20 protein-coding genes are annotated in these 25,871 nt (G+C 72.8%); 6 read left to right on the top strand and 14 right to left on the bottom strand.

What is annotated here, in order from left to right:
* Positions 1-5 precede the first annotated feature (5 nt).
* Entirely contained in the window at positions 6-1,460 is a 1,455-nt protein-coding gene (locus ACFQ46_RS02745; RefSeq protein ID WP_380256968.1) for an FAD-dependent oxidoreductase, read from the bottom strand.
* Entirely contained in the window at positions 1,457-2,578 is a 1,122-nt protein-coding gene (gene arsB / locus ACFQ46_RS02750) for an ACR3 family arsenite efflux transporter (RefSeq protein WP_380256970.1), read from the bottom strand. Before arsB ends, ACFQ46_RS02745 begins: the two co-directional genes overlap by 4 nt.
* A gap of 130 nt (positions 2,579-2,708) precedes the next feature.
* On the opposite strand from arsB, the gene ACFQ46_RS02755 reads away from it, so the two are divergent.
* From ACFQ46_RS02755 to ACFQ46_RS02765, 3 genes are all read left to right on the top strand, one after another.
* Positions 2,709-3,092, top strand: a complete 384-nt coding sequence (locus ACFQ46_RS02755; protein ID WP_380256972.1) for a metalloregulator ArsR/SmtB family transcription factor — start codon at positions 2,709-2,711, stop codon at positions 3,090-3,092.
* A 14-nt stretch (positions 3,093-3,106) separates the two neighbouring features.
* Positions 3,107-3,526, top strand: a complete 420-nt coding sequence (locus tag ACFQ46_RS02760; RefSeq protein ID WP_380256974.1) for a low molecular weight phosphatase family protein — start codon at positions 3,107-3,109, stop codon at positions 3,524-3,526.
* A 238-nt stretch (positions 3,527-3,764) separates the two neighbouring features.
* On the top strand, positions 3,765-4,271 hold the full coding sequence (locus ACFQ46_RS02765) for a hypothetical protein (RefSeq protein WP_380256976.1): 507 nt from the start codon (positions 3,765-3,767) through the stop codon (positions 4,269-4,271).
* 343 nt (positions 4,272-4,614) lie between these two features.
* Here ACFQ46_RS02765 and ACFQ46_RS02770 read toward each other — a convergent pair whose 3' ends face one another.
* A complete protein-coding gene (locus ACFQ46_RS02770) occupies positions 4,615-7,218 on the bottom strand; it encodes a SpoIIE family protein phosphatase (RefSeq protein ID WP_380256978.1) in 2,604 nt (867 codons plus the stop codon).
* 220 nt (positions 7,219-7,438) lie between these two features.
* Here ACFQ46_RS02770 and ACFQ46_RS02775 point away from each other — a divergent pair, with 220 nt between their 5' ends.
* Together ACFQ46_RS02775 and proS are read left to right on the top strand one after the other, a co-directional pair.
* On the top strand, positions 7,439-8,200 hold the full coding sequence (locus ACFQ46_RS02775; RefSeq protein ID WP_380256980.1) for a hypothetical protein: 762 nt from the start codon (positions 7,439-7,441) through the stop codon (positions 8,198-8,200).
* An 81-nt stretch (positions 8,201-8,281) separates the two neighbouring features.
* A complete protein-coding gene (gene proS / locus ACFQ46_RS02780; protein WP_380256982.1) occupies positions 8,282-9,709 on the top strand; it encodes a proline--tRNA ligase in 1,428 nt (475 codons plus the stop codon).
* A 51-nt stretch (positions 9,710-9,760) separates the two neighbouring features.
* On the opposite strand, the gene ACFQ46_RS02785 is transcribed toward proS, so the two are convergent.
* The 9 genes from ACFQ46_RS02785 to ACFQ46_RS02825 form a co-directional block, all read right to left on the bottom strand.
* Complete coding sequence (locus ACFQ46_RS02785; RefSeq protein WP_380256984.1) at positions 9,761-12,154, bottom strand: diguanylate cyclase domain-containing protein; 2,394 nt, start codon at positions 12,152-12,154, stop codon at positions 9,761-9,763.
* Between the two features lie 76 nt (positions 12,155-12,230).
* The gene (locus ACFQ46_RS02790) at positions 12,231-12,713 is read right to left on the bottom strand and encodes an SRPBCC family protein (protein WP_380256986.1); all 483 of its coding nucleotides are present in this window, start codon (positions 12,711-12,713) and stop codon (positions 12,231-12,233) included.
* 23 nt (positions 12,714-12,736) lie between these two features.
* On the bottom strand, positions 12,737-13,570 hold the full coding sequence (locus ACFQ46_RS02795; RefSeq protein WP_380256988.1) for a LacI family DNA-binding transcriptional regulator: 834 nt from the start codon (positions 13,568-13,570) through the stop codon (positions 12,737-12,739).
* Positions 13,571-13,593: 23 nt separating this feature from the next.
* Positions 13,594-16,086, bottom strand: coding sequence for a glycoside hydrolase family 2 protein (locus ACFQ46_RS02800; protein WP_380256990.1), 2,493 nt, complete (start codon positions 16,084-16,086; stop codon positions 13,594-13,596).
* Between the two features lie 24 nt (positions 16,087-16,110).
* On the bottom strand, positions 16,111-17,040 hold the full coding sequence (locus tag ACFQ46_RS02805) for an ABC transporter ATP-binding protein (protein ID WP_380256992.1): 930 nt from the start codon (positions 17,038-17,040) through the stop codon (positions 16,111-16,113).
* Complete coding sequence (locus ACFQ46_RS02810; protein ID WP_380256994.1) at positions 17,037-17,924, bottom strand: ABC transporter ATP-binding protein; 888 nt, start codon at positions 17,922-17,924, stop codon at positions 17,037-17,039. Before ACFQ46_RS02810 ends, ACFQ46_RS02805 begins: the two co-directional genes overlap by 4 nt.
* A complete protein-coding gene (locus ACFQ46_RS02815; protein WP_380256996.1) occupies positions 17,921-18,904 on the bottom strand; it encodes an ABC transporter permease in 984 nt (327 codons plus the stop codon). The genes ACFQ46_RS02810 and ACFQ46_RS02815 overlap by 4 nt, the downstream gene beginning before the upstream one ends.
* Before the next feature lie 10 nt (positions 18,905-18,914).
* A complete protein-coding gene (locus tag ACFQ46_RS02820; protein WP_380256998.1) occupies positions 18,915-19,901 on the bottom strand; it encodes an ABC transporter permease in 987 nt (328 codons plus the stop codon).
* A gap of 4 nt (positions 19,902-19,905) precedes the next feature.
* Entirely contained in the window at positions 19,906-21,639 is a 1,734-nt protein-coding gene (locus tag ACFQ46_RS02825; RefSeq protein ID WP_380257000.1) for an ABC transporter substrate-binding protein, read from the bottom strand.
* Positions 21,640-21,860: 221 nt separating this feature from the next.
* Between ACFQ46_RS02825 and ACFQ46_RS02830 the strand changes: the two genes are divergently transcribed.
* The gene (locus tag ACFQ46_RS02830; RefSeq protein ID WP_380257002.1) at positions 21,861-23,126 is read left to right on the top strand and encodes an ROK family protein; all 1,266 of its coding nucleotides are present in this window, start codon (positions 21,861-21,863) and stop codon (positions 23,124-23,126) included.
* A 52-nt stretch (positions 23,127-23,178) separates the two neighbouring features.
* Here ACFQ46_RS02830 and ACFQ46_RS02835 read toward each other — a convergent pair whose 3' ends face one another.
* The gene (locus ACFQ46_RS02835) at positions 23,179-24,513 is read right to left on the bottom strand and encodes an EAL and HDOD domain-containing protein (RefSeq protein ID WP_380257004.1); all 1,335 of its coding nucleotides are present in this window, start codon (positions 24,511-24,513) and stop codon (positions 23,179-23,181) included.
* 285 nt (positions 24,514-24,798) lie between these two features.
* A complete protein-coding gene (locus tag ACFQ46_RS02840) occupies positions 24,799-25,794 on the bottom strand; it encodes a Gfo/Idh/MocA family oxidoreductase (RefSeq protein ID WP_380257006.1) in 996 nt (331 codons plus the stop codon).
* Positions 25,795-25,871 lie beyond the last annotated feature (77 nt).

Below are 25,871 nucleotides of genomic sequence, written 5' to 3' on the forward strand. Positions count from 1 at the left end.
CGGGATCAGCAGCTTCCGGAGCCGGAGCGGCCGTGCGCGAAGCCGGTGGTGAAGCCCAGACCGGCTCCACCACTCGCCCCGACAGGGCCGGTCCCGGTGCTGACGGGCTTCGGCGCAGCCGTGGCGCAGCACGAGCCGCCGTCAACGGCGTCGATCTCCCGTGTCGACGTCGGTGTCGAGCACACGCCGGTCTCGGGCAGGTCGAGCTGCAGGTCGGCCGCTGCGGCAGCGTCGCCGGCGAGGTGCGCCGCGATGGAGCGGACCTGCTCGTAGCCGGTGGCCAGCAGGAACGTCGGGGCGCGGCCGTAGCTCTTCATCCCCGCGATGAAGAAACCCACCTCGGGGTGCGCGAGGACGTCGGCGCCGTGGGGCGCGACGGTGCCGCAGGAGTGGAACTCGGGGTCGATCATCGGCGCGAGACGACTCGGCGCCTCCATGCCGGGGTCGAGGTCCAGGCGCAGCTCGCGCAGCATCGCCAGGTCAGGGCGGAAGCCGGTGGCCGCGGCGATGACGTCGACGACCAGGTGCTCCTCGCCGGCCGGGGTCGTGGCCACGACGGTGACCTCGCTGCGATCCGCGCTGGGCTGCAGCGCCGTGATGGTGACCCCGGTGTGCAGCTCGATGCGCCCGGACTCCACGGCCTGCCGCAGCCGCGAGCCCAGCGCCCCACGGGCGGGGAGACCGTCGAGGTCACCGCCGCCGAAGGTGCGCTCGACCGACGCTCCGCGCACCGCCCAGGTGATGCGGGTCGGCGGGCCGTCAGCCGGGTCGGTGTCGGCCAGGGCGACCAGGTGCAGCAGGGTGTCGGTGGCCGAGTGCCCGGACCCCACGACGAGGACCCGGCGGCCGGCGAAGCGGTCGCGGTCGACACCGGAGACGTCGGGCAGCGGACCGGCCGTGAACGGGGCTGCCTCGGCTTCGCCCGGGGCGGGCAGGCCGGAGACGCCGAGCGGGTTGCGCTGGGTCCAGGTGCCCGAGGCGTCGATGACCGCGCGGGCGTGGTGGTCGACGACCCTGGTGCGGCCCAGCTCGTCGCGGTGCTGCACCCGGACGAGGAACGGTCGCTCGTCGCGGCCCCGGCTGTGGGTCTCGTCGAGCCCGGCGCGGCTGACCGCGACGACGCGGGAGCCGGTGCGGATGCGCGGCGCGAGGGCGTCGGTGGCGGCCAGCGGCGCGAGGTACTGCTCGACGAGGTCAGCGCCGGTGGGCAGACCCGTCAGCTCCGGGTGCGTCCAGCCGGTGGGCTCCAGGAGCCGGGCCGCGGCGGCGTCGACGTCGTAGCGCCACGGGGAGAACAGCCGGACGTGACCCCACGCCCGCACCGCCGCAGCAGCGTCGTCACCTGCTTCGAGCACCAGCGGTTCCAGGCCCCGCTCGAGGAGCTGGGCCGCGGCGGCCAGGCCGACAGGTCCAGCGCCGATGACGACAACGGGCAGGGTCAGGGTCTCAGCGGTGGTCATCGCGCACTCCTGCTCGCCGAGGCGGGGACGGTGGGGTCACCGTGGAAGAAGCGCCGTCCGGCCCACAGGGCGACGTGGACGAAGGCCACCAGCACGGGGACCTCGATGAGCGGACCGACCACCCCGGCCAGGGCCTGGCCGGAGGTGACGCCGAAGGTGCCGATCGCGACGGCGATGGCGAGCTCGAAGTTGTTGCCCGTCGCGGTGAAGGACAGCGTGGAGGTCTTGGCGTAGCTGAGGCCGATGCGCCTGCCCAGCACGAAGGACCCCGCGAACATGATCACGAAGTAGGCCAGCAGCGGCAGGGCGATCCGCGCGACGTCGCCGGGCCGGGAGGTGATGGCGTCCCCCTGCAGCGCGAAGAGCATGACGATCGTGAAGAGCAGTCCGTACAGGGCGATCGGCCCGATCCTGGGCAGGAAGCGGCCCTCGTACCAGGCGCGCCCCTTGACCCGCTCGCCCAGCGTGCGGGTGAGGAACCCGGCCAGCAGCGGGATGCCGAGGAAGACCAGGACGCTGACGACGATGGCGCCGACGGAGAACTTCACGCTCGTGGTCGACAGCCCCAACCACCCGGGCAGGACCTGCAGGTAGAACCAGCCCAGGGCCGCGAAGGCGAGGATCTGGAAGACGGAGTTGATCGCCACCAGGACGGCGGCGGCCTCGCGGTCACCGCAGGACAGGTCGTTCCAGATCAGCACCATGGCGATGCAGCGGGCCAGGCCGACGATGACCAGCCCGGTGCGGTACTCCGGCTGGTCCGGCAGCAGCAGCCACGCCAGGGCGAACATCAGCGCCGGCCCCACCAGCCAGTTGAGGATGAGCGAGCTGACGAGCAGCCGGCGGTCAGACGTCACCCGGGAGGTCTCGGAGTAGCGGACCTTGGCCAGCACCGGGTACATCATCAGCAGCAGCCCGATCGCGATGGGCAGGCTGACCGAGCCGACCTCCACCGCACTCAGGGCGTCGTCGAGGCCGGGGACGAGGCGGCCCAGGATCAAGCCCAGCGCCATGGCCGCGATGATCCAGACGGGCAGGAAGCGGTCCAGGACCGACAGCCGGGCCAGCACCGGAGTCTCGGTGCTGCCTCGGGGGTTCTCGGCGACCAGGTCGCTCATACCTGCAGGTCCTCTCGGTACGACGTGCCCACCGACCGGTAAGCATCGACATCCATCGATCCGACCCTGCCAGGGGCATCGTCGACTGTCAATATCGACAATGGTGAATGCTTGACGTCATACTGAGGTCATGACTTCTGCGACGCTGACGCTGGCTCCTGCCGCCACCGGGAGCATCGCGTGCTGCGCTCCTCTGACCCGCGAGCCCCTCAGCGCCGAGACCGCAGCGTCGTTGGCCCGGACGCTGAAGGCCGTCGCCGACCCCGCCCGATTGCGCCTGCTGTCCCTGGTCGCCGCCCACGAAGGGGGCGAGGCCTGCGTCTGCGACCTCATCGAGCCCCTCGGCCTGAGCCAGCCCACGGTCTCCCACCACCTCAAGGTCCTCGTCGACGCCGGCCTCCTCACCCGCGAGAAGCGGGGGGTGTGGGCCTACTTCACCGTGGTTCCCGAGGCCCTCAACGCCCTCTCGGCCGTCCTGGCCACCCCCGTTGCCGCTGCTGCTCCCCGAGCCTGAGGAGTCCCCGCACCATGACCACCACCTCGAGCACCCCTCGCGTCTTGTTCGTTTGCGTCAAGAACGGCGGCAAGTCTCAGATGGCCGCGGGCCTCATGCGCGCAGCCGCCGGTTCAACGGTCGAGGTCGACTCCGCCGGCACCAAGGCCGGCACCACCCTCAACGCCCAGTCCGTGACCAGCCTGGCCGAGGTCGGAATCGACATCTCTGACCAGCAGCCCAAGCAACTCAGCGACGACATGGTGCGAGCTGCTGACCTCGTGGTGGTCCTTGGCTCTGAGGCCCAGGTCGACTCGGTCGACGGGACACCCGTTGAGGTGTGGGAGACCGACGAACCGTCTTTGCGCGGGATCGAAGGTGTCGAACGGATGACCTCGATCCGCGACGACATTGCAGAGCGCGTCGCTCAACTGCAGCAGCGACTCACGGACTGACTGGACTTCGGCTTGGAGCCCAAGCTGTCGGATCTGCACCCCTACGTGGCTGCCGCCACGGCCGACTTCACGGTCATCCCGCGCTGCGCGCGTGCCCAGCGGCCGACGACTTCCCCTGCCGAGATGCGTGAGATCGCCGACCGTCGATCCCGAGATCCAGAACCGCTGCCACCGACGAGTCCGACGTGGGAGCCTGCCTGCTGATCGACTCGTCGAACGCTCGGCACCAGGGGGACCAATGGCGATCCGCACCGCACGACGACGCCCGCTGATCGCCGCGGCCGCCGCCGTCACCGTCGCCGGCGTGGTGCTCGCGACCCGCTCCGCCGGCGCGGAAACCGTCACCCCCCTGCCGGCGCTACCCCCCGGCACCACGTTGACCGTGTCCACGCACGACGCCCACGCCGACGGCTCGCCGCAGCCGGTGGACACCTCGCTCACCGCGGTCCTGCCCGACACCGGTCACGCCTTCCTGGTCATCGACTGCGCAGGACCCAGCACCAGCACCATCGTCGTCCACCACCGCGACCAGCGGCCGTGGTCACCCGCAGCCGTCGTCGACGGCGCCAACCACGCCGACGGTCCCTGCCGGCCCGACAGCCAACGCCAGGGTTACGCCCTCAACGGCGCGCCCGCAGAAGTCATCACCCTCGACATCACCGGTGACCCCGTGACGGCCTACCGAGTCGTCGTCTCCGACACCTGCCCGTGCCAGGGCAGCGCCCTCACCGTCGACGGGAGCTGAGACCCCGACCCGGCGACCCTCTCCTCCTGGACCGATCTCGACTCCCTCGACGACGTCGAGCCCGATCGGGATGCCGCCGGCCGTGCTCACCTCGATCAGGGTCAGCCGGCGGTCCACGGCGCTGTCCTCCGACGGAGGGTGCAGCAGTTCCACCGCACGTCGGCGACGGAGTGGGCCTGCGCCCGCCCTCACCTCTCGGAAGCCGCTCGCCGCCGGGCCCTTCCGACCTGGCCGCCCGTCCACCACCGGCACCACACCGCCCTCGGTGGTCAGCGCGTCCAGGACCTCAGCGCGGCCAGGACCTCAGCGCGGCCACGACCGGGGCGGCCACGACTGGTCGAACTCATCGTGGACGCTCGGACTCCTCGGCGTCGGTCCGCAGCACCAGCAGGGCGACGTCGTCCTCGACGCGGTCACCGACCTGAGCGAGCAGGGCATCGCAGATCTGCTCCGGGGGCAGGTGAGCCACGTCAGCCGCAGCACGCGCCAGCCAGTCCAAGCCGTCCTGCAGCCAGGCCCCACGACGTTCGACGAGGCCGTCGGTGAAGAACAGCACGGTCGATCCCGGGGCCAGGAGCAGCTCGTGGTCGGTGCGGGAGGTGGCGGGGTCCAGGCCCATGAGCAGGTCCGGTGCGGTGTCGAGGTAGCACGTGGTGCCGTCGGGAGCGAGGAGCAGCGGGGGCAGGTGACCGGCGTTGGACCAGTGCAGGGTCCGCAGGCCCGCTGCCTGCTGCGGGGGGCTCGGGTGGACCTGGGCGAGGACGACGGTGGCCATCTCGGCCACGCCCAGGTCGTGGGCGGCCTGGTCCAGCACGCTCAAGATCGTGGCGGGCGGGTGACCGAGGGCGTAGCCGATCCCGCGCAGCAGGTTGCGGAACTGCGCCATCGCGGCCGCGGCGTGGCGGTCGTGGCCGGTGACGTCACCGATGACCAGGCTGGTGGTCCCCTCGGAGGTCACGAAGGCGTCGTACCAGTCCCCTCCGACCTGCACCTGACTGGCTGCGGGCACGTAGCGCACCGCGACCTGCAGGTCTGCCGGCGCAGTGGGGCCGCTGAGCAGGGAACGCTGCAAGGTCTCGGAGAAGCGGGCGACCTCCGCACCGGCTTCGCGTTCGGCGTCCCGGGCCCCGATGCGTTCCAAGGTCTGGGCGACCAGCGTCGCGCAGGCCGCCAGCAGGTCCCGATCGCTCTGCGGCCAGGGGTGGGGGTGGGGGTAGGTCACCGACAGGCAGCCCAGCAGGTGACCGCGCGCGTGCAGCGGGACCGCGGCGGAGGCCTCGACGCCACCGGCGGCGTAGGAGCGCGCCGCGCCGGGGATCGCCGCGAGGCTCTCGGCCCGGTCGGTGTGGAAGAACGGCACCCCGGTGACCGCGGTGCGGACCGCAGGCAGGTCGAAGTCCACCGGCAGACGCCGCAACCGGTCACGGATGCGTTGGTCGTAGGCGTCGGCGGTCGTCAGGACCCGCACGTGGGAGTCCCCCGCCTCGCGCAGGCACAGGACCGCGCCGTCGGCCTGCAGCAACGACGCCGCCCGCTCGGTGAGCACGGTGACGACCTCCTGCTCGCTGTCGGCCTCGCCCAGGGCCCGGGCGAGGGCGACCAGGGCGGCCTGCTGCGCGGTCGCGGCCCGCTCGGCCTCCCGGGCGGCCAGGCGTTGCAGGGTCTGGGCGCACTGGGCGGCGTAGGTCTCCAGCAGCTCCAGCTGCCTCTCCTCGAACGACTGCGCCTCGCGCCAGCCCAGCGTGAGCACGCCGATGACCGCCCCGTCGGCACGCAGCGGCAGCGAAGCCCACGCCTGGCAACCGGTGACCACGTTCGCGGCCACCACGTGGGGGGAGAAGGCCTCGCACGCCGCCTGATCGCCCAGCAGCATCCGCTGCCCGGTCCGGGCGGTCACCGCGACCGACAGTTGCGCGTCCACCGGGAGACGGGCGAAGTCCGCGCGGGTGTCCTCGACGAGGTTGTCGGTGATGTAGGACAACAGGTACGCAGGGTCGGCAGGGTCGGGAACGGCGATCGAACTACCCTGCGCGTCCAACGCCGCCAGACCCCGGCGCGTCATGACGGTGACGACATCGCCGATGTCCTCGGCGTCGGCCAGGGCCAGGGCGGTCTCCCCGAGCGCAGCCAGACGGCGCGTGCTGCGCTCAGCGGCCTCCTGGGCCGCGCGGCGGGCGGTGATGTCGAGGAAGAAGACCGACAGACCCTCCGCCCTGGGCCAGACCCGGATCTCGAACCACGCGTCCAGCGGCTGGGGGTAGTACGCCTCGAAGACGGCCGGCTCCCCGGTGGTGAGGGCATCGCGGTAGGTGGCCTCGATGACCGTGCCCCGCGCCTGGGGGAACAGGTCCCACACCACCTGCCCCACCGCCTCCTGACGCGTGCACCCGATCAAGGTCTCAGCCGGACCGTTGACGTAGGTGAAGCGCCAGTCGGGGTCCAAGGAGTAGAACGCCGCCGACATCGTCTCCAGGATCTGGATGGTGCGCGCGGACTCGGCCTGCGTTTCCGGCGCGCCGAGTGCGCCCACCGCCGCGGGCCCGCTCTCCCGTCCTTCGACCACCCCGACCACCGCGGTCACGGTGCCGCCGTTGCCGTCGCCGTCGTGGCCGACCACGCTGCGCCCTCGCACGGCGACACGACGGCGCACCCCGTCGCGACCCGAGATCGAGTACTCGTCGCTCCACGTCCCGGCCGTGACCACCGCCCGCGTCAGAGCGGTAGTCGCCGCGGCGGCCTCGTCCTCGTCGAGACGCGCGAGGAGGTCACCACCCCGGCCGGTGAAGTCGGCCCGGTCCACGCCCACCAGCTCCAACAGGCGGTCGTCGACGACCAGCTCCTGACTCGGCAGGTGCAGGACGAAGGTGCCGACCCCGCTGGTCTCGAGCACGAGGTCACTCACGCTCTGCCGCGCGGCGTCCTGCGCGGCGGTCCGTGCTGCGTCCACGCTGCCTCCCGTCCGGTGTCGTGCACCTCATCGTGCCCAGGTCGGGTCCGGACCCAGCGCGCACCCGCGGTACGGGCGAAGAGCGTCGCACTGAGTCACCGGAGCAATCTTGCCCGCCCCGTCCCTCCAGCGCTCACCACTGCCGCACCACCAGCCCCGACGACGGCGAGACTGCGGGTGCGTCCCCGTACCGACGCGATCACCGGCGAGGAGGCACGGCATGGGTGGACGAGCACGAGCGGTGCGGCGAGCCGCGGGCCTGACCGCGGCCGCCTGCGTCCTCTGCGGTTGCGGCAGCACCCCGGGCAGCTCCCCTCCCTCCGAGGACGGCAGCCGACCCGCGCTGGTGCTGACGCCTGCTCAGGAGAGCGCCGTCGCGGCGCTGACCGCGCCGGAGTCCGCCCGTCGCGGCGACCCGCTGGCGCTGCTCGACAGCGTCGCCGACCTCGTGGGCGCCACCCTGGCGTGCGACGAGGTCGCCGAGCACCTCGACGTCCCCGTCCCCAGCTTCCCGACGCTGCAGGAACGCGGTTTCACCCCCGTCTGCGGCAGCTCCGAGGGTGCCGCCGTCTTCGAGCACCCGGTCCCCTCGGCGGCCGACCCACCGGCACCGTCGGCGGATCCGGCCGCCGACGTCCACGGGGTGAACGTCGCCTACCTGCCCCCGGGTGTGGACGCCGACGGCACGCCCTTCGACGAGGCCCGCCGCGAGGGACTGGTGTGGATGACGATCCTCTACGGCGGGGACACCGCCCAGCCGCCGACCGCTGCGGCGACGAGCGAGCCTTCCCGGTCCGACTTCACCACGCTGCAGTGGCGCAGCGGCACCGTGCTCGGGGTCCAGTACGGGGACTCCGGGGACACCCGCCTGGCCTGGCGCAGCACCGCGGCCGACCACGTCTTCGACGTCAGCGTGAACACGTCCGGTGACCCGGTGGCCGGTGTCGCCCTGCTGGCGGACGGGGTGGACCTGCCCACCTGACCCCCGGTGCGGCCGGCGACGCCACGGCCCCGCGAGAAAACCCGGGCGACGACGGACACGTCCGACCTAGGCTCGCTGTCCATGGCACCGGTCACCGACGAGCGAGCTCCGGTCCTGACCCCCCGGGCCCAGGACTTCCCGCGCTGGTACCAGGACGTCGTCGACAAGGCGGAACTCGCCGACAACGGTCCCGTCCGCGGCACCATGGTCATCCGGCCCTACGGCTACGCCCTCTGGGAGCGGATCCAGGCGGAGGTCGACGCCCGCATCGAGCGGGCCGGTGCCGAGAACGTCTACCTGCCGTTGCTCATCCCCGAGAGCTACCTGCAGCGTGAGGCCGAGCACGTCGAGGGTTTCAGCCCCGAGCTGGCCGTCGTCACCCACGCCGGGGGCAAGGAGCTGCCCGAGCCGCTGGTCGTGCGTCCCACCAGCGAGACCGTCTTCGGTGAGTTGATGGCCAGGTGGATCCAGGGTCACCGCGACCTGCCCCTGCTGCTGAACCAGTGGGCCAACGTCGTGCGCTGGGAGCTGCGCCCGCGCCTGTTCCTGCGCACCACCGAGTTCCTGTGGCAGGAGGGGCACACCGCCCACGCCACGCGGGCCGACGCCTCGGCCTACGCCCGCCGCATCCACCTGCAGGTCTACCGCGACTTCTTCGACGACGTCCTGGCGCTGCCCGTGCACGTCGGGCTCAAGACCGCCCGGGAACGCTTCGCCGGCGCCGTCAACACCCTGGCCTGCGAGGCGATGATGGGCGACGGCAAGGCGTTGCAGGTGGCCACCAGCCACGAGATGGGCCAGAACTTCGCGACCGCCTTCGACATCCGCTACGCCGACGCCGACGGCGGGAGGCCCCTGTGCTGGACCACCAGCTGGGGTCTGAGCACCCGGGTCGTCGGCGGGCTCGTCATGGGCCACGGGGACGACAGGGGTCTCGTGGTCCCCCCGGCGCTGGCCCCCACGCAGGTCGTGGTCGTGGTGGTGAAGGAGGACGAGGCCAGCCTCGGCGCCGCCCAGCGGATCCAGGAGCAGTTGTCGGCGGCCGGGGTGCGCGTGAAGGTCGACCGCCGCACCGACCAGGGCTTCGGACGCCGGGTCACCGGCTGGGAGCTCAAGGGCGTGCCCGTCCGGCTGGAGGTCGGACCGCGCGACGTGGGCGAGGGCGTCGTGACCCTGGTCCGTCGCGACAACGGTGAACGACGGCGTCCCACCCTGGAGGCGGTCGCCTCGCTGGTGCCCGCGCTGCTGCAGCAGGTGCAGGGCGACCTGCTGCAGCGCGGTCGGCGACGCCTGCGGGACCGCACCGTGGACGTGTCCTCGGTGCAGGAAGCGGCCGAGGCGGCACGGACCGGGTTCGGGCGGATCCCGTGGCGAACTCTCGGCGTCGACGGGGAGGCGGAGCTGACCCGGAACGCGGTGACGGTGCGGTGCCTGCAACGGCCCGACGGTTCCCTGCCCGAGGCCGACGACGAGGACGACCTGGTCGCCGTCGTCGCCCGGAGCTACTGACCGCGACCGAACCGCCGGGGTCGGCGGGCTGCGCTGCAGCACCCCGTGGCGTCAGGGGTGCCCGATCGGACGGTGCCCGTGCCGGTGGGCGCGGTTCTTGCCGCCGCGCTTGGCCTCGTACATCGCCTCGTCGGCTTCGGCGAGGACCGCCTCGGCCAGGGCACCCACGCCGTCGGTCCCGTCGGTGTCCGGGCCGTCGCCGATCGGGGTCACGGCGTGCACCCCGGCCGGGACGCACGCCGACGTCATCCCGATGCTGGCTCCGACGGTGAAGGTGCCGCGCGTCAGCACGACGGGCGCCCGCAGGCTGGCCAGCAGGCGTTCGGCGATGGCCGGCAGGTCCTGCTCCTCGGTCAGCCCGGGGCAGACGACGGCGAACTCGTCCCCGCCGAGGCGGGCCAGGGTGTCCCCCGGGCGCAGGCAGGTGGAGAAGCGGTCGGCGACCTCGCGCAGCAGGTCGTCCCCGGTGGCGTGCCCGGCGGCGTCGTTGACGGCCTTGAACCCGTCGAGGTCGCAGAACAGGACCCCCACCCGGGTGTGGTCCCGGCTGGTGGCGGCCAGGGCGTGGGTGAGCCGGTCGTGCATCAGGGTCCGGTTGGGCAGTCCGGTCAGGGGGTCGTGCAGGGCCTGGTGCCGCAGGAGGTCCTCGGCGGCCCTGCGGACGGTGATGTCCTCGATCAGGCACAGCAGGTACGGCTCGCCGTCGGGTTCACCGCTGGTGGCCGTGTTCCACCCGGAGTCGGTGAGGACGGTCGCCGACAGCAGGCCCCAGCGGGTGCTGCCGTCGGCGTGCTGGTAGCGCTTCTCCACCCGGGCCTCGTGGGCCCGGCCGTCGAGGAAGGGGGCGAACGCGGTGATGCACTCGCCCCGGTCCTCGGGGTGGGTCAGGGCGTGGTGGTCGAGCTGGAGCAGTTCCCACGCGGCGAACCCCGTGAACTCGCTCAACGTGGCGTTGACCTGCAGGATCTGCGCGGCGTCCCGGCCGGTCAGCCCGACGATCATCATGCTGATCGGTGCGGTGTCGAAGGCGGCGCGGAAGCGGCGTTCGGAGGCGGCCAGGCGGGCCGCGGCGGCCCGCTCGGCGCTGACGTCGCGAGCGGCCAGGACCACGCCCCCGGCCCAGCGCTGCCCGGTGGCCGGGGGCAGCGGGTGGGCGCTGAGGTTCAGCAGCCGCCCGGCGGGGACGGCCGGCGTCGTGACGAGCACGTCCGCGTTCTCGACCGTCTCCCCGCGCAGGGCACGTGAGACGGGCAGGTCCGGCACCGGCCAGGGCCGGCCGTCGGGGTGGCGCATGGAGAAGAACTCCGTCCACCGCTCCTGCGCGAGGTCGAGCGGCAGGTCGGGGAAGAGCGACATCGCGGCGCGGTTGCGCAGCAGGGCCGCACCGCGGGCGTCGTAGACGCTCAACCCGTCGCCGGTGGTCTCGAAGACCTCCCGCAGCAGGGCGGCCTGCTCGGCGGCTTCCCGCTGGGCCCGGCGCAGACCGGCGACCAGGTCGGCGCGCTCGTCCCGGATCAGGGCCAGGACCAGGGCGGCGAGCCCGATGACGGTGACGAAGGCCTGGGCCAGCAGCACCCGGGTCGCGGGGGAGTCCACCGCGAACGGCCCACGCCCGGCCATGGTCGCGGCCACGACCCAGATCCCGACGAGCAGGACGTGGCCGGTGGTGGTCGTGGTGTGGAAGCGCAGCGCGATCCACATGCTGAACGGCAGCAGCGCGAAGGCGAGCGGCAGGTGCTCGGTCTGGGTGAAGACCACCGTGTACGCGGCGACCACCACCACGGTCGCGGCGACGATCTCCGTGCCGCTGCGCCAGCCGGTCCGCCAGCGCCGGCCCCGGTCGGCCAGCCGCAGGGCGAAGGCGGCGAAGACGAAGGTGCTGGCGGCGTTGCGCACCAGCCACGCCCCGGTCGCCGGGAGCAGCGGGGTGCCGGCGCTGAGGTGCAGGGCGAGCGGTCCGACGCAGGCTGCCGCTGCCGACCCGGCCACCGACCCCAGGACCAGGGCGGTCAGGTCCGCGGGGTTCCGCAACCGCCACGGCGCGCTGCCACCGCGACGGTGCCAGCGGTGCGCCACGAGGCACGAGGTGGCGGCCTGCACGCCGTTGGCCACCGCGAACGCGGCCCCCAGCAGCGCTCCGGCGCCGGTCGCGGCGTTCAACAGCCCCGACAGGACGGCCACCGCCGCGACGGCCAGGACCCGGCCACGGCGCTGGTGCCAGCAGCAGGCGACCCACACGAAACCGACGGCGGCCGCCGGCCACACGAGCGACAGGGTCGAACCCGGCAACCGGGTCGCCCGGCCCGCCACGACCGCACCGGCGTAGGCCACCGCGAACGTCAGGTGCATCGCCGCGGGGTGCGCCCGCCACCACGTCAGGACGGAGGCGTCGGTCCGGTCTCCGGCGCCGGGGGCGCCCGGGCTCAGCGGCGCGGAGGTTTCCACACCCTGACGTCGGCAGTCGACGTCCGCCGCTTGAGGCGAGCACCTCCGCGACGGCGTGCCCCCGGTGCCGCCACCGTCACCCCTGACCTGTCGGCGCGGCCGGCGCGGACCCTGCGAGGTGAGCGGCCAGGGCGCGCAACCGCCGCCCGGTCTCCCACCGGAACGCCCGCACGGCGACGGCCTCGACGACGCGGGACAGCGGGGCGGGGGCACCGGTGAACGTCAACGTGTAGACGACCTCGCTGCGCCCGCCCTCGAGGTCGCGGTGGCGCATCGAGGCGGCCCACGCGGCGAAGAACGGCGACCGCGAGGTCAGGGTGACCGCCGCCAGGTCGGGGCGGCGGAAGGTCACGTAGCGCGTGCGGAAGGTCAGCCCACCGAGGGTCCAGCGGGCCCGGCAGACGGCGTCGACGCCGCGGTCGGGAGCGGCGCCGCCCACGGTGTACGCCGCGCGCAGCAGGGTGTCCCAGCGCAGCCGGTTCGGGTAGTCGTGCACGACGTCGAAGGCCACGTCGGCGGGGACGGGCAGGACCTGCCGGACCACGGCGTGGGCGCTCACGTCCTCCAGCGTGCCAGCCCGGGTCACACCCCGTGGGCCGGCCGGTCCGCCGGGGGCGCGGTGGTCTCGCGCACCAGCACCTGCGACGGGGGGCTCGGAGGCTGGCGCGCGTCGCCGCCGGCCAGCAGGGCCAGCACCGCGGTGCCCAGCCGCTCACCGCGGTGGTGGACGTCGAGGCTCATGGCGGACAACGGGGGGACCGTCAGCTCGCACAAGGGGGAGTCGTCGGCGGACATCAGGCTGACGTCACCGGGCACGGAGATCCCGGACTCGGTGAGGAACTCCAGCGCGGCGACGGCCATCACGTCGTTGTCGAAGATCACGGCCGTCGGGGGGTCCGCGACGTCCAGCAGGCTCACGACGGCACTGGTCCCGGCCGTCGCGGTGTAGTCCGCCTCGGCGGTCCGCACGTCCAGGTCCAGGAGGCGGGCGACCTCCTGGATGGTCACCGAGCGCTCGGCGGTGTGCACGAGGTGCGCCGGCCCGGACACGTGACCGATGCGGCGGTGCCCGATCCCGGCGAGGAACTCGATGGCCGCACCGATCCGCTGGGCGTCGTCGGCGACCTCGCTCGTGCAGGCCCGTGGATCGTCCAGGTGGGCGGCCAGGACGTGCGGCAGTTCCAGCGACTCCAGGAGCGCCGGGCGGGCGTCGCCCTCGACGAGGTCCACGACGACCACGCCCTCGACCCCGTCGTCGGCGGCCCAGCGCCGGTAGGCCGCGAGCTCGCTGGCCCGGTCCGCGGCCACCAGCACGAGGACGCTGTACCCCACGGGGTGCAGCACCTCCTCGATGCCCTCCACGAGCTCGGCGAAGTACGGCTCGACCCCGATCCGCCGGGCCGGGCCGGGGATCACCAGGCCGATCGTCCCGGACGGGCTCACCGGTGCGCCCCGAACTGGTTCGCCGTGCGCAGGACGTCGCGGTGGGTGAAACCCGCGGGATCGACCCGGACCCGGGTGCGCACGTGGAACGTCCGCGACTCCCCGGCGAGCAACGTCACCAGTCCGTCGTCGACGACGGCGTCGGGGGCGACCGCGTCCGCCAGCAGGGTGACGTCGCGGGCGGCGCTCCGAGCGTGGACCCGGACGGTGTACCCGTCCGCGACGGCCGTCACCGCCGCGTGCAACGGTTCCGGGTCCCACGCGACGTCCCGGTCCTCGGCGAGGACCTGGACGGCGCGCAGCCCCGAGGCGTCCAGGGTGAGCAGTTCGGTGGCGGGGGCGAAACCGGTCAGCGCCGCGGGCAGCGGGGTGCTGCGCACCGAGCGCGGGGCGACCTCGACCGTGAAGTCCTCCACGCGCACCGTCCGCCCGGTGAGGGTCGTGACCCGCCCGCCGACCCGCGCCGTCCACGGGAGCGCGGTGTCGTTCACCAGGACGAGGTGGTCCTCGCCGTCGCGGGGCTGCACGGTCAGCAGTCGCGGAGCGTGGGCGTGCTTCAGCGCGTGGAACCCGGGTTTGCGCCGGCCCGCGCCGTCGACGACGGCCCACGACGTGGAGGGCCAGCAGTCGTCGAGCTGCCAGTAGACGCTGCCCGCGGTCCGCGGCCACCAGGAGCGGAAGTGCTCCACCGAGAAGGTGATCGCGCGGGCCTGGTTGAGCTGCCCGGCCCACACCCAGTCCGCGAAACCCTCGGGGACCCCGGTGTGGGGTTCCATCCCGCGGTCCAGCTTCCCGTTGCCGTCCTGCGCCTTCTGGTGGGCGAGGAACACCGGGGACGTCTTCGCCCGCTGCTCGGGAACCAGCAGTTCGGCCAGCGTCGCCGCGCTCGGCGGGGCCTGGAACCCGAACTCCGAGCAGAAGCGGGGAACCCGGTCGCGGTAGGCGGTCCAGTCCTCGGAGTTCCACACGTCCCACACGTGGTGGGTGCCGTGGTCGGGGTCGTTGGGGTGGACCCCGGGCGCGTCGGGACTGGAGGGGCTGCCGGGGACGTAGACCTTCGTGGGGTCCAGTTCGGCCAGGACGGCGGGGAAGACCTCGTCGTAGTACCCCAGGCCCCAGGTGGAACCCCCGAGCTCCTCCTTCCACCCCCAGTCCTCGTGGCCCCAGAGGTTCTCGTTGCCGCCGTTCCAGACCGCGAGCGCCGGGTGGTGGGCCAGGCGGGCCACGTTCTCCCGCGCCTCGGCCTCGATCTCCGAGCGCAGCGGTTCCTCCTCGGCGTAGGCGGCGCAGGCGAGCAGGAAGTCCTGCCAGACCAGCAGGCCGAGTTCGTCGCACAGCTCGTAGAACGCGTCGTCCTCGTAGATCCCCCCGCCCCACACCCGCACCAGGTTGCAGTGCGCGTCGACGGCGTCGGTGAGCGCGGCGGCGTAGCGCTCGCGGTCCAGGCGGGTGAGCAGGTGGTCGCGCGGGATCCAGTTGACGCCCTTGGCGAAGACGGGGACCCCGTTGACGACGAGGGTGCTGCGGGTGCCGAACTCGTCGGCGGACCCGTCGAGGCGGACGTCGCGGAAACCCGTGCGCAGGGTGCGCCCGTCCAGCGCGTCCAGTGCGTCCTCGCCGGCGCGCAGGTCGACGTCGACGCTCACGAGGGGCTGGTCGCCGTGGCCGCGGGGCCACCAGACGGGGGCGTCGGGGACCTCGACCTGCACGACGCCGGTCGTGGTCGCGGGGTCCAGGGACAGGGTCGCGGTGAGGTCGTCGCGCCCCGGGAGGTCGCGGACCCGGACGCCGACGGTGAGCGTCCCGGCCTCCTCCAGCCCGGACCGCTCGACCTCGACGTGGACGGCGACGCGTCCGGTGGAACCGTCGAGGGTGGCCAGCGGGCGGACCCCGGCCAGGCGCGCGGTGCGCCAGCGCGAGACCGTCACCGGCCGCCAGATCCCCGCGGTCTGCAGGTCCGGGCCCCAGTCCCAGCCGAAGCTGCAGGCCATCTTCCGGACCGCGTTGAAGGGGTGGTCGTAGGCGCGGGGGCGGCGTCCGAGGTCCTTCTCGACGGTCTCGGCGTGCTCGAGGGCGGAGTCGAAGCGCACCCGCAGGTCGCGCGGGCCGTCCCCGAGGTGGGGGGTGAGGTCGAAGCGGTGGCGGCGGTGCATGTTCTGCGTGCGCCCCAGGACGACGTCGCCGAGGGTCACGGTGGTCACGGTGTCCAGGCCGTCGAACTGGAGGTCGACGCGTTCCCCGGGTTGCGGGGCGGCCTCGGTGAGGCGGTGGGCGTACTCCCAGCCGGTGCGGTGCAGCCAGGCGAGCTCCTGCTCGTGCTGCGCGGCGTAGGGGTCGGGGATGAGTCCGGCGGCGAGCAGGTCGGTGTGCACCGATCCCGGCACGACGGCGTCCAGGGGGCCGGCGTCGCTCGCCGCGCGGACCTCCGGCGGCAGGTCGCCGGCCACGGGCCGCAGGGTCCAACCGTGGTGCAGGGTGCGCACGTCCACGGGGTCGTCCTCTCTCGGGGTTTCTCAGGGGCGGGCGGTGGGGACCGGGTGGGAGCCTCGCGCAGGCGCGGGCACGCTGTCGATCCGGATCCACTCCTGCCGGTGGTGGTCGTAGCAGACGGAGTTGTCGATGCCGGCGCGGTCGGCCACCGCCTCGGTGGCCACGACCTTGCCGGGGCGCTCGGGGTCGGGAGCGGCCTGGGCCAGCAGGCGCGTGTAGTCGTGGTGGGGGTCGAGGATCACCGCGTCGGCCGGGCCGCGCTCGACGACGCGACCGCGGTAGAGCACGAGGATCTCGTCGGAGAAGTGCCGGGCCGTGGCGAGGTCGTGGGTGATGTAGAGGACCGCGAGGTCCTCCTCCCGCTGCAGGCGGGCCAGCAGGTTCAGCACGCCCAGGCGGATCGACACGTCGAGCATCGAGACCGGTTCGTCGGCGACGAGGACCTTCGCCCCCGGGGCCAGTGCGCGGGCGATCGCGACGCGCTGGCGCTGCCCGCCGGACAGTTCGTGCGGTCGGCGGGCCGCGACCACCTCGGCGGGGCCGAGGTTGACCCGTTCCAGCATCTCCAGGACCCGCTGGTGGGTCTGCGCCGCCCCGCGGGTGCGCTGGTGCAGCAGCAGCGGGCGGGCGACGTGGTGGCCGACGGAGTGGAAGGGGTTCAGCGAGGCGAAGGGGTCCTGGAACACCATCTGGACCTGGCGCTGGTAGACGGACCCCACCACGGGGGTCCCGTCGTCGAGGCGGACGTCGATGGATCCTGCGCTCGGTTTCTCCAGGCGGGCCAGCAGTTTGGCGATGGTGGACTTCCCCGACCCCGACTCGCCCACCAGGGCGACGGTGCGGCGGGGGAGGAGGTCGAAGCTGACGCGGTCCACGGCGCGCAGGGGCTTGCGCCGCAGGCCCTCGCGCAGCGAGTAGTCCTTGGTGAGCCCGGTCACCGACACGGTCGTCACGCGATCTCCTCGGAGGTGGCCAGCCGGTCGTCGTGGACGCCGGTGCGGATGAACGAACCGCGGGAACCGCTCAGGCTGGGGAAGGAGCCGAGCAGCTGGCGGGTGTAGGGGTGCGCGGCGTCGCGGTAGAGGGTGTCGGCGGTGTCGAGCTCGACGATCTCCCCGCCGCGCATGACGGCGATCCGGTCGCTGATCTCCAGCAGCAGCGGGAGGTCGTGGGTGATGAACACGACCGCGAAGCGCATCTCGTCGCGCAGCCGGACGATCTCGCGCAGGATGTCGCGCTGGACGACGACGTCGAGCGCGGTCGTCGGCTCGTCCATGATCATCACCTGGGGTTCCAGCAGCATGGCCATGGCGATCATCACCCGCTGCCGCATCCCGCCGGAGAGTTCGTGCGGGTAGGACCGCAGCCGTCCCGGGTCGACCCCGACGCGTTCCAGCACCTGCGCCGCCCGGGCCCGGCGGGCCCGGCGGTCCATCGCCGGGGCGTGGGCGCGCAGGGTGTCGTCGAGCTGCGCGCCGATGCTGCGCACCGGGTTCAGCGCGTTCATCGCGCCCTGGAAGACCATCGACAGCTTCGACCAGCGGAACCGGCGCAGCTGCTCCTCGTCCAGGGCCAGGACGTCGACGTCGCTGCCGTCGGCGTCGTGCAGGACGACCGACCCCGACGCGATCCGGGCCGGGGGCTGGTGGAGGCGGTTCACGGCGTAGGCCAGCGTCGTCTTCCCGCAGCCGGACTCCCCGGCCAGGCCGAGGATCTCCCCGCGGTGCAGGTCGAAGCTCGCCGAGGACACGGCCGTGACCGGTTCCTCCGTCTCGTACACGACGGTCACGTCGCGCACGCTCAGCACGACGTCGCGTCCGTGGTCCTGGGGTTTCACCGGGCCGCCTTCCGGGCGGCACGGGCCGCCAGTCGAGTCCGCCGGCGGTGCAGGCGGGTGTTCTTCAGCCGGGGGTTGACGATCTCGTCGATGGAGAAGTTCACCAGGGCCAGCCCGGTGCCCAGCAGGGCGATGAGCAGCCCGGGCGGGGCGAACCACCACCAGGCGCCCAGCGGCAGGGCGAAGCCGTTCTGGGCGTAGAACAGCATCGTGCCCAGGGTCGAGGAACCGGAGGCGCCGAGACCGAGGAACGACAGCCCCGCCTCCCCGAGGACGGCGGCGATGACCGCGAACACGAACTGCGAGGCCAGCACCGGGAGCAGGTTGGGCAGGATCTCCACGACGATGACCCGCCACGCGCGCTCACCGGAGAGCCGGGACGCGGAGACGTACTCGCGGTGGCGGACCGAGAGGGTCTGCGCGCGCAGCACCCGGGCCGAGGCGGCCCAGCTGGTGAGGGCCAGGACGACCGCGATCGTCCACAGCCCGCGGCTCTCCCGCGGCACGAAACCCGAGATGACGATGACCAGCGGGAGACCGGGGATGACCAGGAAGACGTTGGTCAGCAACGAGAAGACCTCGTCGGCGGCGCCCCCGAGGTAGGCGCCGTAGATGCCGAAGAACGCCGACAGCACGGTGGCGAGGATCCCGACCAGGAAACCGATCTGGAGGGAACCGCGGGTCGCGAAGGCCAGCTGGGCGAACACGTCCTGGCCGGTCTGGGTGGTCCCCAGCCAGAGGTCGCCGGTGGGGGCCTCCAGGCCCACGTCGCGGATGGCGTCGGGGTCGCCGACCAGCAGCGGGCCGATCAGCCCGAACAGGCAGATCCCGAGGACGAGGGTGAGGCCCGCGGCCAGCCACGGGGTCATCGTCGGGAGCAGCATCCGCCAGGCCGGGACGGGCCGGCGGGAGGGGGCCGGGAGCGCGAGGTCCGCTCCGGGGGCGGCGCCGGTGTCGGCGACGGAGTCGATGTTCGTCATCGCGGTCCTCTCAGCGGGCCCGGGTGCGGGGGTCGATGAGGCCGTAGAGCAGGTCGACGACCAGGTTCGCGCCGAGGACGGCGAGGGTGATGAACAGGAACACCCCTTGCATCAGCGCGTAGTCGTTGTTGGTGACCGCGGCCAGCAGGCGGGAACCGATCCCCGGGTAGGAGAACACCTGTTCGGTGACCACCGAGCCGGAGACCACGAAGGCCAGGGAGATGGCGAAACCGGCCACCGAGGGCAGGACGGCGTTGCGGGCGGCGTAGTCGCGCAGGATCCAGCGCCCGGGCAGGCCCTTGGCGCGGGCGGTGAGGACGTAGTCCTCCGAGAGCGTCGACACCATCATGTTGCGCATCCCCAGCAGCCAGCCGCCGATCGAGGCGAGCACGATGGTGAGCGCCGGCAGGAACCCGTAGTAGACCGCGGAACCGATGAACTCCAGGTTCCAGCCGGGGGAGAGGACCACGTCGTAGCCGCCCTGGGCGGGGAAGAGGTGCAGCAGCCGGGAGAGGGCGTAGACGAGGACCAGGGACAGCCAGAAGTACGGCACGGCGGCCAGCAGCGTCGTCGCCGGCACCATCGAGTCCAGCCACGTCCCCGGCCGCCACCCGACGAACGCCCCGAGCAGGACTCCGAGGAACGCCGCGATGAGGGTCGCGAGCCCGATGAGCACCACCGTCCAGGGCATCGAGGCCGAGATGACCTGGGTGACGGGGGCGGGGAAGTAGCTGATCGAGGTCCCGAGGTCGCCGTGGAGGATGTTGCCGAGGTAGCTGACGTACTGCGCGGGTAGCGAGGCGTCGGTGTCCCCGCCGAGGAGGATCGCGTACGCCTTGCGGGTCTCGGGGGTGATGACCGTCCCGCGCTGGCTGAGCTTGGCCAGCAGGATGTCGACCGGGTCCCCGGGCAGCAGCCGGGGGATGACGAAGTTCAGCGTCAGCGCCGCCCAGAAGGCGATGGCGTAGAAGCCGAGCTTGCGCAGCAGGTAGTTCACGACGTCAGCTCGCGGCCTGCGGCGTGAGGGTCTTGAGGATCTCGGCCGCGTCGAAGTCGGACCACACCGCGGGGAAGGCGTACTGGTCCTCGTTCGTGGGCCAGCCGGAGAACTTCTTCACGTTCCAGACGCTCGTGTTGGCGCCGGTCATGACCGGGACGTAGGGCATCTGGGTGGCGACGGCGGACTGGATGACGTCGAACTGGGCCTGGCGTCCGGCGGTGTCCTCCGAGGGCAGTTTCTGGAGGGCGTCCAGGGCGGCGTCGACGGCGGGGTCGGAGAACCGCGACCAGTTGTTGCCGTTGGCCTTCGTCCCCACCGGGGCGGTCATCCGGCCGTCGTAGAAGTAGCTGTAGAGGTAGTACGGGTCGGGGGCCGGTCCCTGGTACAGCGAGTCGATGGCCAGCTCGAAGTTCCCCTTGAACCGCTTGTCGGTCCACTCGTTCCACGAGGACTGGGCGGTCTGGATGTCGATGCCGGCGGCCTCGGCCTGGGCGGCGATGGTCTGGATGGCGGTGATGTAGTCGGTCCAGCCGGTGACGACCTCGATGGTCAGGGTGAGTTTCTGGCCGTCCTTGGCGTAGATCCCGTCGGCGCCCTTGACCCAGCCGTCGGCTTCGAGGACCTGGGCGGAGGTCTGCGGTTCGGCGGTCTTCGGGGCCACCTCCGGGTCGACCTTCGCGGAGATCGTGTCGGCCTGGGTGCTGGTCAGCGCCATGCTCGGGGAGATCTCCGAGGCGGTGTCCTGGAAGGCGAGCTTGTTCAGCTGGGTGCGGTCGATGGCGTAGAACAACGCCTGGCGCACGGCGGGGTCGGTCTGCGGTCCCTGGCACCCCAGGTCGGCGTTCGCGCAGGCGCCGAGGACCATCTGGTTCTGGGCGACGGAACCGGTGTCGTAGTTCGGGAAGTTCTTGTGCGTGTTCGCCATGTCGGGGATTGGCCCGGTCTGCCAGTCGATCGTGCCCGCGGCGATCGCGTCGGCACCGGCCTGGTTGCCCGAGAGGGCGAGGTAGCGGACCTTCGCGACCTTCGGCTTCCCGCCCCAGTACTTCGGGTTGGCCTCCATCGTGAAGGCCTGGCCCTTGAACTCGCTGAGGGTGTAGGCGCCGGTGCCCACGGGCTTCTCGAGGACGTCGGACTCGGGGTCGATGTCCTTCCAGAGGTGCTGGGGGACGATGACGGTGGCGCTGAGGACGTCGGGTCCGGCGGTGTAGGCGGGTTCCGGCCAGGTGAAGGTGACGTGGGTCGCGTCGACCTTGGTGACCGTCCCGTCGAAACCGGTGCTGTTGAGGGCTTCGTGGTCCAGCAGCATCTGGAAGGTGAAGACGACGTCGTCGGCGGTGAAGGGTTTGCCGTCGGACCAGGTGACCCCGTCGCGCAGGGTGACGTCGAGTTCGGTCCCGGCGTCGTTCCAGGTGTGCTCGGTGCCCAGCAGGGGTTTCGGGTCGGCGTCGGCGGCGGTCTTGTTGATGAAGAACAGCGGTTCGAAGATCAGCCCCGCCCCGCCGATGTCGGAGGGAGAGAAGGGGTTGAAGTTGACCTGGTAGTCGCCGGCCTGGCCGGTGTAGGCGACGAGGGTGGAGGCGTCGTCGCCGTTTCCCGACCCGCCGGCCGAGCACCCGGTCGCGAGCAGGGTCAGGGCTGCGGCACCGGCGACCGTGAGGCGGAGGAGGCGGGACAGGCGCCGCGGGCGGTGGAGCCCGGGGGTTCGGGGGGTGGCACTGATCGAGAGGTTCATGGCGGTGTCCTCGGTCTGTGGCCGCAGCTCGCGGCGGTGCGAGTGCCGGGCCGCTCCGCGTGCACCGCCATCGGTGCCGGGGTGGAGCGCGGTCCGTCCGTTTTAACTTAATTAACTTGAGGAAGTCACGTCAAGGACTACCGCGGACGGGACTCGGCAGCACTAGAGTGCGCAACAGCTCACGAGGAGCCGTCCCGCCTTGATCAGCCCGAGGAGCATCGATGACGTCGGTGGAGGACCCGCCGAGGTCGGTCCGTCGACCGCGCCGGGACGGTGCCCGCGAGCGGCTGCTGGACGCCCTGCGGGCGGCCGGTCAGGTCAGCCGGGTCGAGCTCGCAGCCCTCACCGGACTCACCGAGGCCTCGGTCTCCACCACCGTGAAGCGCCTGCTGTCCGAAGGCGTCGTCGTCGAGGCCGGGCGCACCCGCACCGGCGGCAAGCCGCGAACCCTCCTGCAGCTGGACCCCGGCGGCCGGACGGCCGTCGGCATCGACCTCGCCACGACGACCGTGACCTACGTGCTGACCAGTCAGACCGGCGGGGTGCTGGCCCGGCTCACCCGGCGGTTCGCCCCCGTCGACGGGTCCGCGGAGCCGGCCACCGACGACCTCGCCGCGCGCCTGGCCTCCGACGTCGACCAGCTCCTGACCAAGAGCGGGCAGGACCGCGGGACCTGCCTCGGGATCGGGCTGGTCTGGGGAGGTCCCGGGGGCGGTCTGCTGCGGCGGACCGGTCGCGAGTCCGATCCCGCCGATCCCGCCCGCCCCGCGGCCGGCGCGGTCGGCGCGGTCGACGGCGAACGACTGCGCCGCTCCCTGCAGCGGGTCACGGGGTGGCCGGTCCTGGTGGAGAACGACGCGACCGCGGCCGCGGTCGGTGAGTACTGGGTCGCCCGGGTGGAGAACTCCCGCTCCTTCGCCGCCCTGTACCTGGGGGCGGGACTGGGCGCGGGCATCGTGATCGACGGCGCCGCGCACCGGGGCTCGCGCGGGCACGCGGGGGAGTTCGGGCACGTCTGCGTCGTCGTCGACGGCCCACCCTGTCCCTGCGGTGGTTCCGGCTGCCTGGAGGTGATGGCCGGCCCGGAGACGGTGGTCGCCCGCGCCCTGGCCGATCCGGACGCCCGCCGGGAGGCCGGGCTGGAACGGGTGGCCCGCCGGGCCCTGCTCACCGACTTCTCCGCCGTCGCCCGGGCCGCCCGCACCGGCGGGCAGGCCTGCCGGGCGATCCTCGACGACTCCGCGCGCTACGTCGCCGCTGCCGCCGAGACCCTCGTGAACCTCTTCGACCTCGACCTGCTCGTGCTCACCGGGCCGGGTTTCGCCGCCGCCCCGGCGATCTACGGGTCGGCCATCACGGCGCGCATCGGGGCCTCGTCCTCCCGGGTCTGGGGGCGGCCGGTGACGGTCACGGTCTCCACGGCCGCCGCGACGGGCCCCGCGGTGGGTGCCGCCGCGCTGCTCCTGCAGGACCGCCTCACGCGGTGACCGGTCGCCGGACCCCTGCCGGCCCCGGTGCGACCCCGGATCCCGCCACCGCTCAGGTGGTCGGCCCGCCCGTCGATCCCGCCGTGCGGGAGAGGAGTTCCGTCACCCGGTTCTGGGCGGTGACCTGAGCCCGCAGGTAGGCCAGCGACACCGAGGCGGGACGCATGGCTCCGGGGAAGGCCGGCACGGCGCCCGGGTCGGGCTGCCCGTCGGGGCGTGCGGCCAGCCCTCCTCGAAGGCGCACGCGGTGGTCACGGCGGTCCCCCGTGAGGGAGTCCTCGTGGAGGCGCACGGCGTCGAGACAGGTGCCCAGGACCCCGGTGGCGCTCGTGAGGGCCTCGTGGACCGCGGGCTGCAGGGTGCATCCCCGGGTGAGTTCGCCCAGGTCGAACCCCAGTGCCTCGGCGGCGGCGGAGAGCAGGCCGACGGTGGAGGCGGCCTCGGGGTCGGCGGGCAGCAGCAGCCGGCAGGCCTCGGCGCGAGTGAAGATCCAGGTCAGGGTCTGCTGGGGAACGCGCGCCGATCCCGATCCCTTCAGCAGCACCAGGACCGCCCAGTTGAGCAGTTCCCGACGGCCCAGCAGCACGATCGCCTGCTGCAGGGAGGTGATGCCCCCCCGGGGGGCGTAGGCAGCCGAGCTGACCGTCTTCAGCACCCGCACGCTCAGTCCGGGATCGGCGGACAGCAGGTCGAGCACCCGCTCGACGGGGGCGTCCCGGTCCGACAGCAGGGCGATCAGCTGCACGCAGTTCAGGTGGGAGGAGTCGAGCACGGGACGCGTCAGGACGTCCGGGCGGTGGAAGAGGTACCCCTGGAACAGGTCGGCGTTCGCGGCACGGCACGCTTCGAACTGTTCCTCGGTCTCCACCCTCTCGACCACGACGACCGCCGTCGGGTTGACCCGCTTGACCAGGGCCATGACGTCGAGCAGGCGGTTGCCGCTCACCTGCAGGTCGATCTTGACGTAGTCGGCCAGAGCCACGGCGGGTACCCGCTCGGTCTCGCCGTCGAAGTCGTCGACGGCGATGGCGAAGCCACGTCGCTTGAGGTTCCGCAGACCGGACATCACCCAGTGGTCCACGTCGACGGTCTCCAGCAGTTCCAGCACGACCCCTTCGGCGGCGAAGGGCAGCGGCAGCTGGCCGGTGACGAACGAACGGGTCAGGTTGATGAACAGCCGCCGGCCTCCGGCCAGTTCCTCGGTGCCGAACTCCCCGAACGCCGCGGCGATGACCTGCGCGGTGGCTCGCTCGTGCTCGACCGCGCCCACGAGCTCCGCACGGTTCGCCGCTCCGGTCCGGTGCAGCAGCTCGTAGCCGTAGACCTCCCGCTGGGCGGTGCAGACCGCCTGGACACCGACCCACACGGCTCCCACGCCGGTCGTCACACCGACCACCTCCTCACCCACCTCGAACCCGCCGCCCCACCGGTGCCGAACGACGACGTCGTCGTCGGCCACCGTCTCGCGACGAGGCGGGGAGTCACACCGACGCGGTCCTGGGTCTCCGACGGGGTGTCCGCAGGGGACGTGCCGCGTCAGCGTCGTCGCGCGTGGTTCCTTCGACACTGGAGGATCGGACGGCACGGCCCGGTACTTGACTGCTGCATCCGGGCGATCAGCGGACCGCCGACCGTTCGTCCCGTCCGCTCGTGTCCCCGGCGGCTCCCGAGGTCAGACCCGGACCGGCGTCCCGCTGGCGAGCGACTCCTGCGCGGCGTCGGCGACCCGGGACGCGGCGACGGCGTCCTCGGGCCGGCACAATTCCCCGTCGATCCCGCGGACCAGGTCCGCGAAGGCGGCGATCTCGGCGCGGTAGGCGTCGGCGAAGCGTTCGGCGAACGTCGTGTGCGGGGTTCCGGTGGGGAAGGTGACGCCGGGTTCGGCCGAGCGCAGCGCGCTCCGTTCGTCGAGGCCGACGAGCAGCGACCCGGCGGAGCCCTGCAGTTCCAGCCGGACGTCGTGGCCCGCCCCGTTGTAGCGGGAGGCCGTGACGACGGCGAGGGTCCCGTCGTCGAGGGTGCAGACGGCGAGGGCGGTGTCGACGTCGCCCACGGCCCCGATCTCGGGGTCGCCGTTGTTGCTGCCCCGGGCGTAGACCTCGACGACCTCCCGGCCGGTGATCCAGCGGATGACGTCGAAGTCGTGGACGGAGCAGTCGCGGAACAACCCGCCCGAGGTCGCGAGGAACAACACCGGCGGCGGGGTCACGTCGCAGGTCACGGCCCGGATCGCGTGCAGCCAGCCGAGCTCGCCGGTCGAGTGCGCGCGCTTGGCCTCGAGGTAGCCGGCGTCGTAGCGGCGCTGGTGACCGATGCGGACGACACCGTCGTGGGCGGCGATGAAGTCCAGGACGGGCAGCGACAGCGCGACGTCCGGCGCGACGGGTTTCTCGGAGAACACCGGGATGCCGGCCTCGACGCCGGCCCGGATGAGTTCGGGGTGCTGCGCGGTGCCGGTCGCGACGATCAGCCCGTCGATCCCGGAGGCGAGCAGGGCGTCGACGTCGACGGCGGCCTCGACGCCCAGCTCGTCGGCCACGGACCGCGCGCGGACGGTGTCGACGTCGGCGACGGTGAGCCGGCCCACGCCGGGGGTCGTGACGACGTTGCGGGCGTGCATGACGCCGATGCGGCCCACGCCGGCGAGGCCGAGGTGCAGGTCGGACAAGGGGACTCCTTCAGGACGTCATCGTCGTTGGACCGGTCCAATACCCTCTACGATCGACCCACCACCAACCCGATGTC

Origin of the sequence: Kineococcus sp. GCM10028916, assembly GCF_042674865.1 — a bacterium.
In the GTDB taxonomy this organism is placed as follows: Bacteria; Actinomycetota; Actinomycetes; order Actinomycetales; family Kineococcaceae; genus Kineococcus.

Bases quoted from the DNA above. Each gene is read 5' to 3' on its own strand.
- ACFQ46_RS02765 (WP_380256976.1), top strand. From the start codon at position 3,765: ATGGCGATCCGCACCGCACGACGACGCCCGCTGATCGCCGCGGCCGCC.
- ACFQ46_RS02775 (WP_380256980.1), top strand. From the start codon at position 7,439: ATGGGTGGACGAGCACGAGCGGTGCGGCGAGCCGCGGGCCTGACCGCG.
- proS (WP_380256982.1), top strand. From the start codon at position 8,282: ATGGCACCGGTCACCGACGAGCGAGCTCCGGTCCTGACCCCCCGGGCC.
- arsB (WP_380256970.1), bottom strand. From the start codon at position 2,578: ATGAGCGACCTGGTCGCCGAGAACCCCCGAGGCAGCACCGAGACTCCG.
- ACFQ46_RS02760 (WP_380256974.1), top strand. From the start codon at position 3,107: ATGACCACCACCTCGAGCACCCCTCGCGTCTTGTTCGTTTGCGTCAAG.
- ACFQ46_RS02745 (WP_380256968.1), bottom strand. From the start codon at position 1,460: ATGACCACCGCTGAGACCCTGACCCTGCCCGTTGTCGTCATCGGCGCT.
- ACFQ46_RS02825 (WP_380257000.1), bottom strand. From the start codon at position 21,639: ATGAACCTCTCGATCAGTGCCACCCCCCGAACCCCCGGGCTCCACCGC.
- ACFQ46_RS02755 (WP_380256972.1), top strand. From the start codon at position 2,709: ATGACTTCTGCGACGCTGACGCTGGCTCCTGCCGCCACCGGGAGCATC.
- ACFQ46_RS02815 (WP_380256996.1), bottom strand. From the start codon at position 18,904: ATGACGAACATCGACTCCGTCGCCGACACCGGCGCCGCCCCCGGAGCG.
- ACFQ46_RS02830 (WP_380257002.1), top strand. From the start codon at position 21,861: ATGACGTCGGTGGAGGACCCGCCGAGGTCGGTCCGTCGACCGCGCCGG.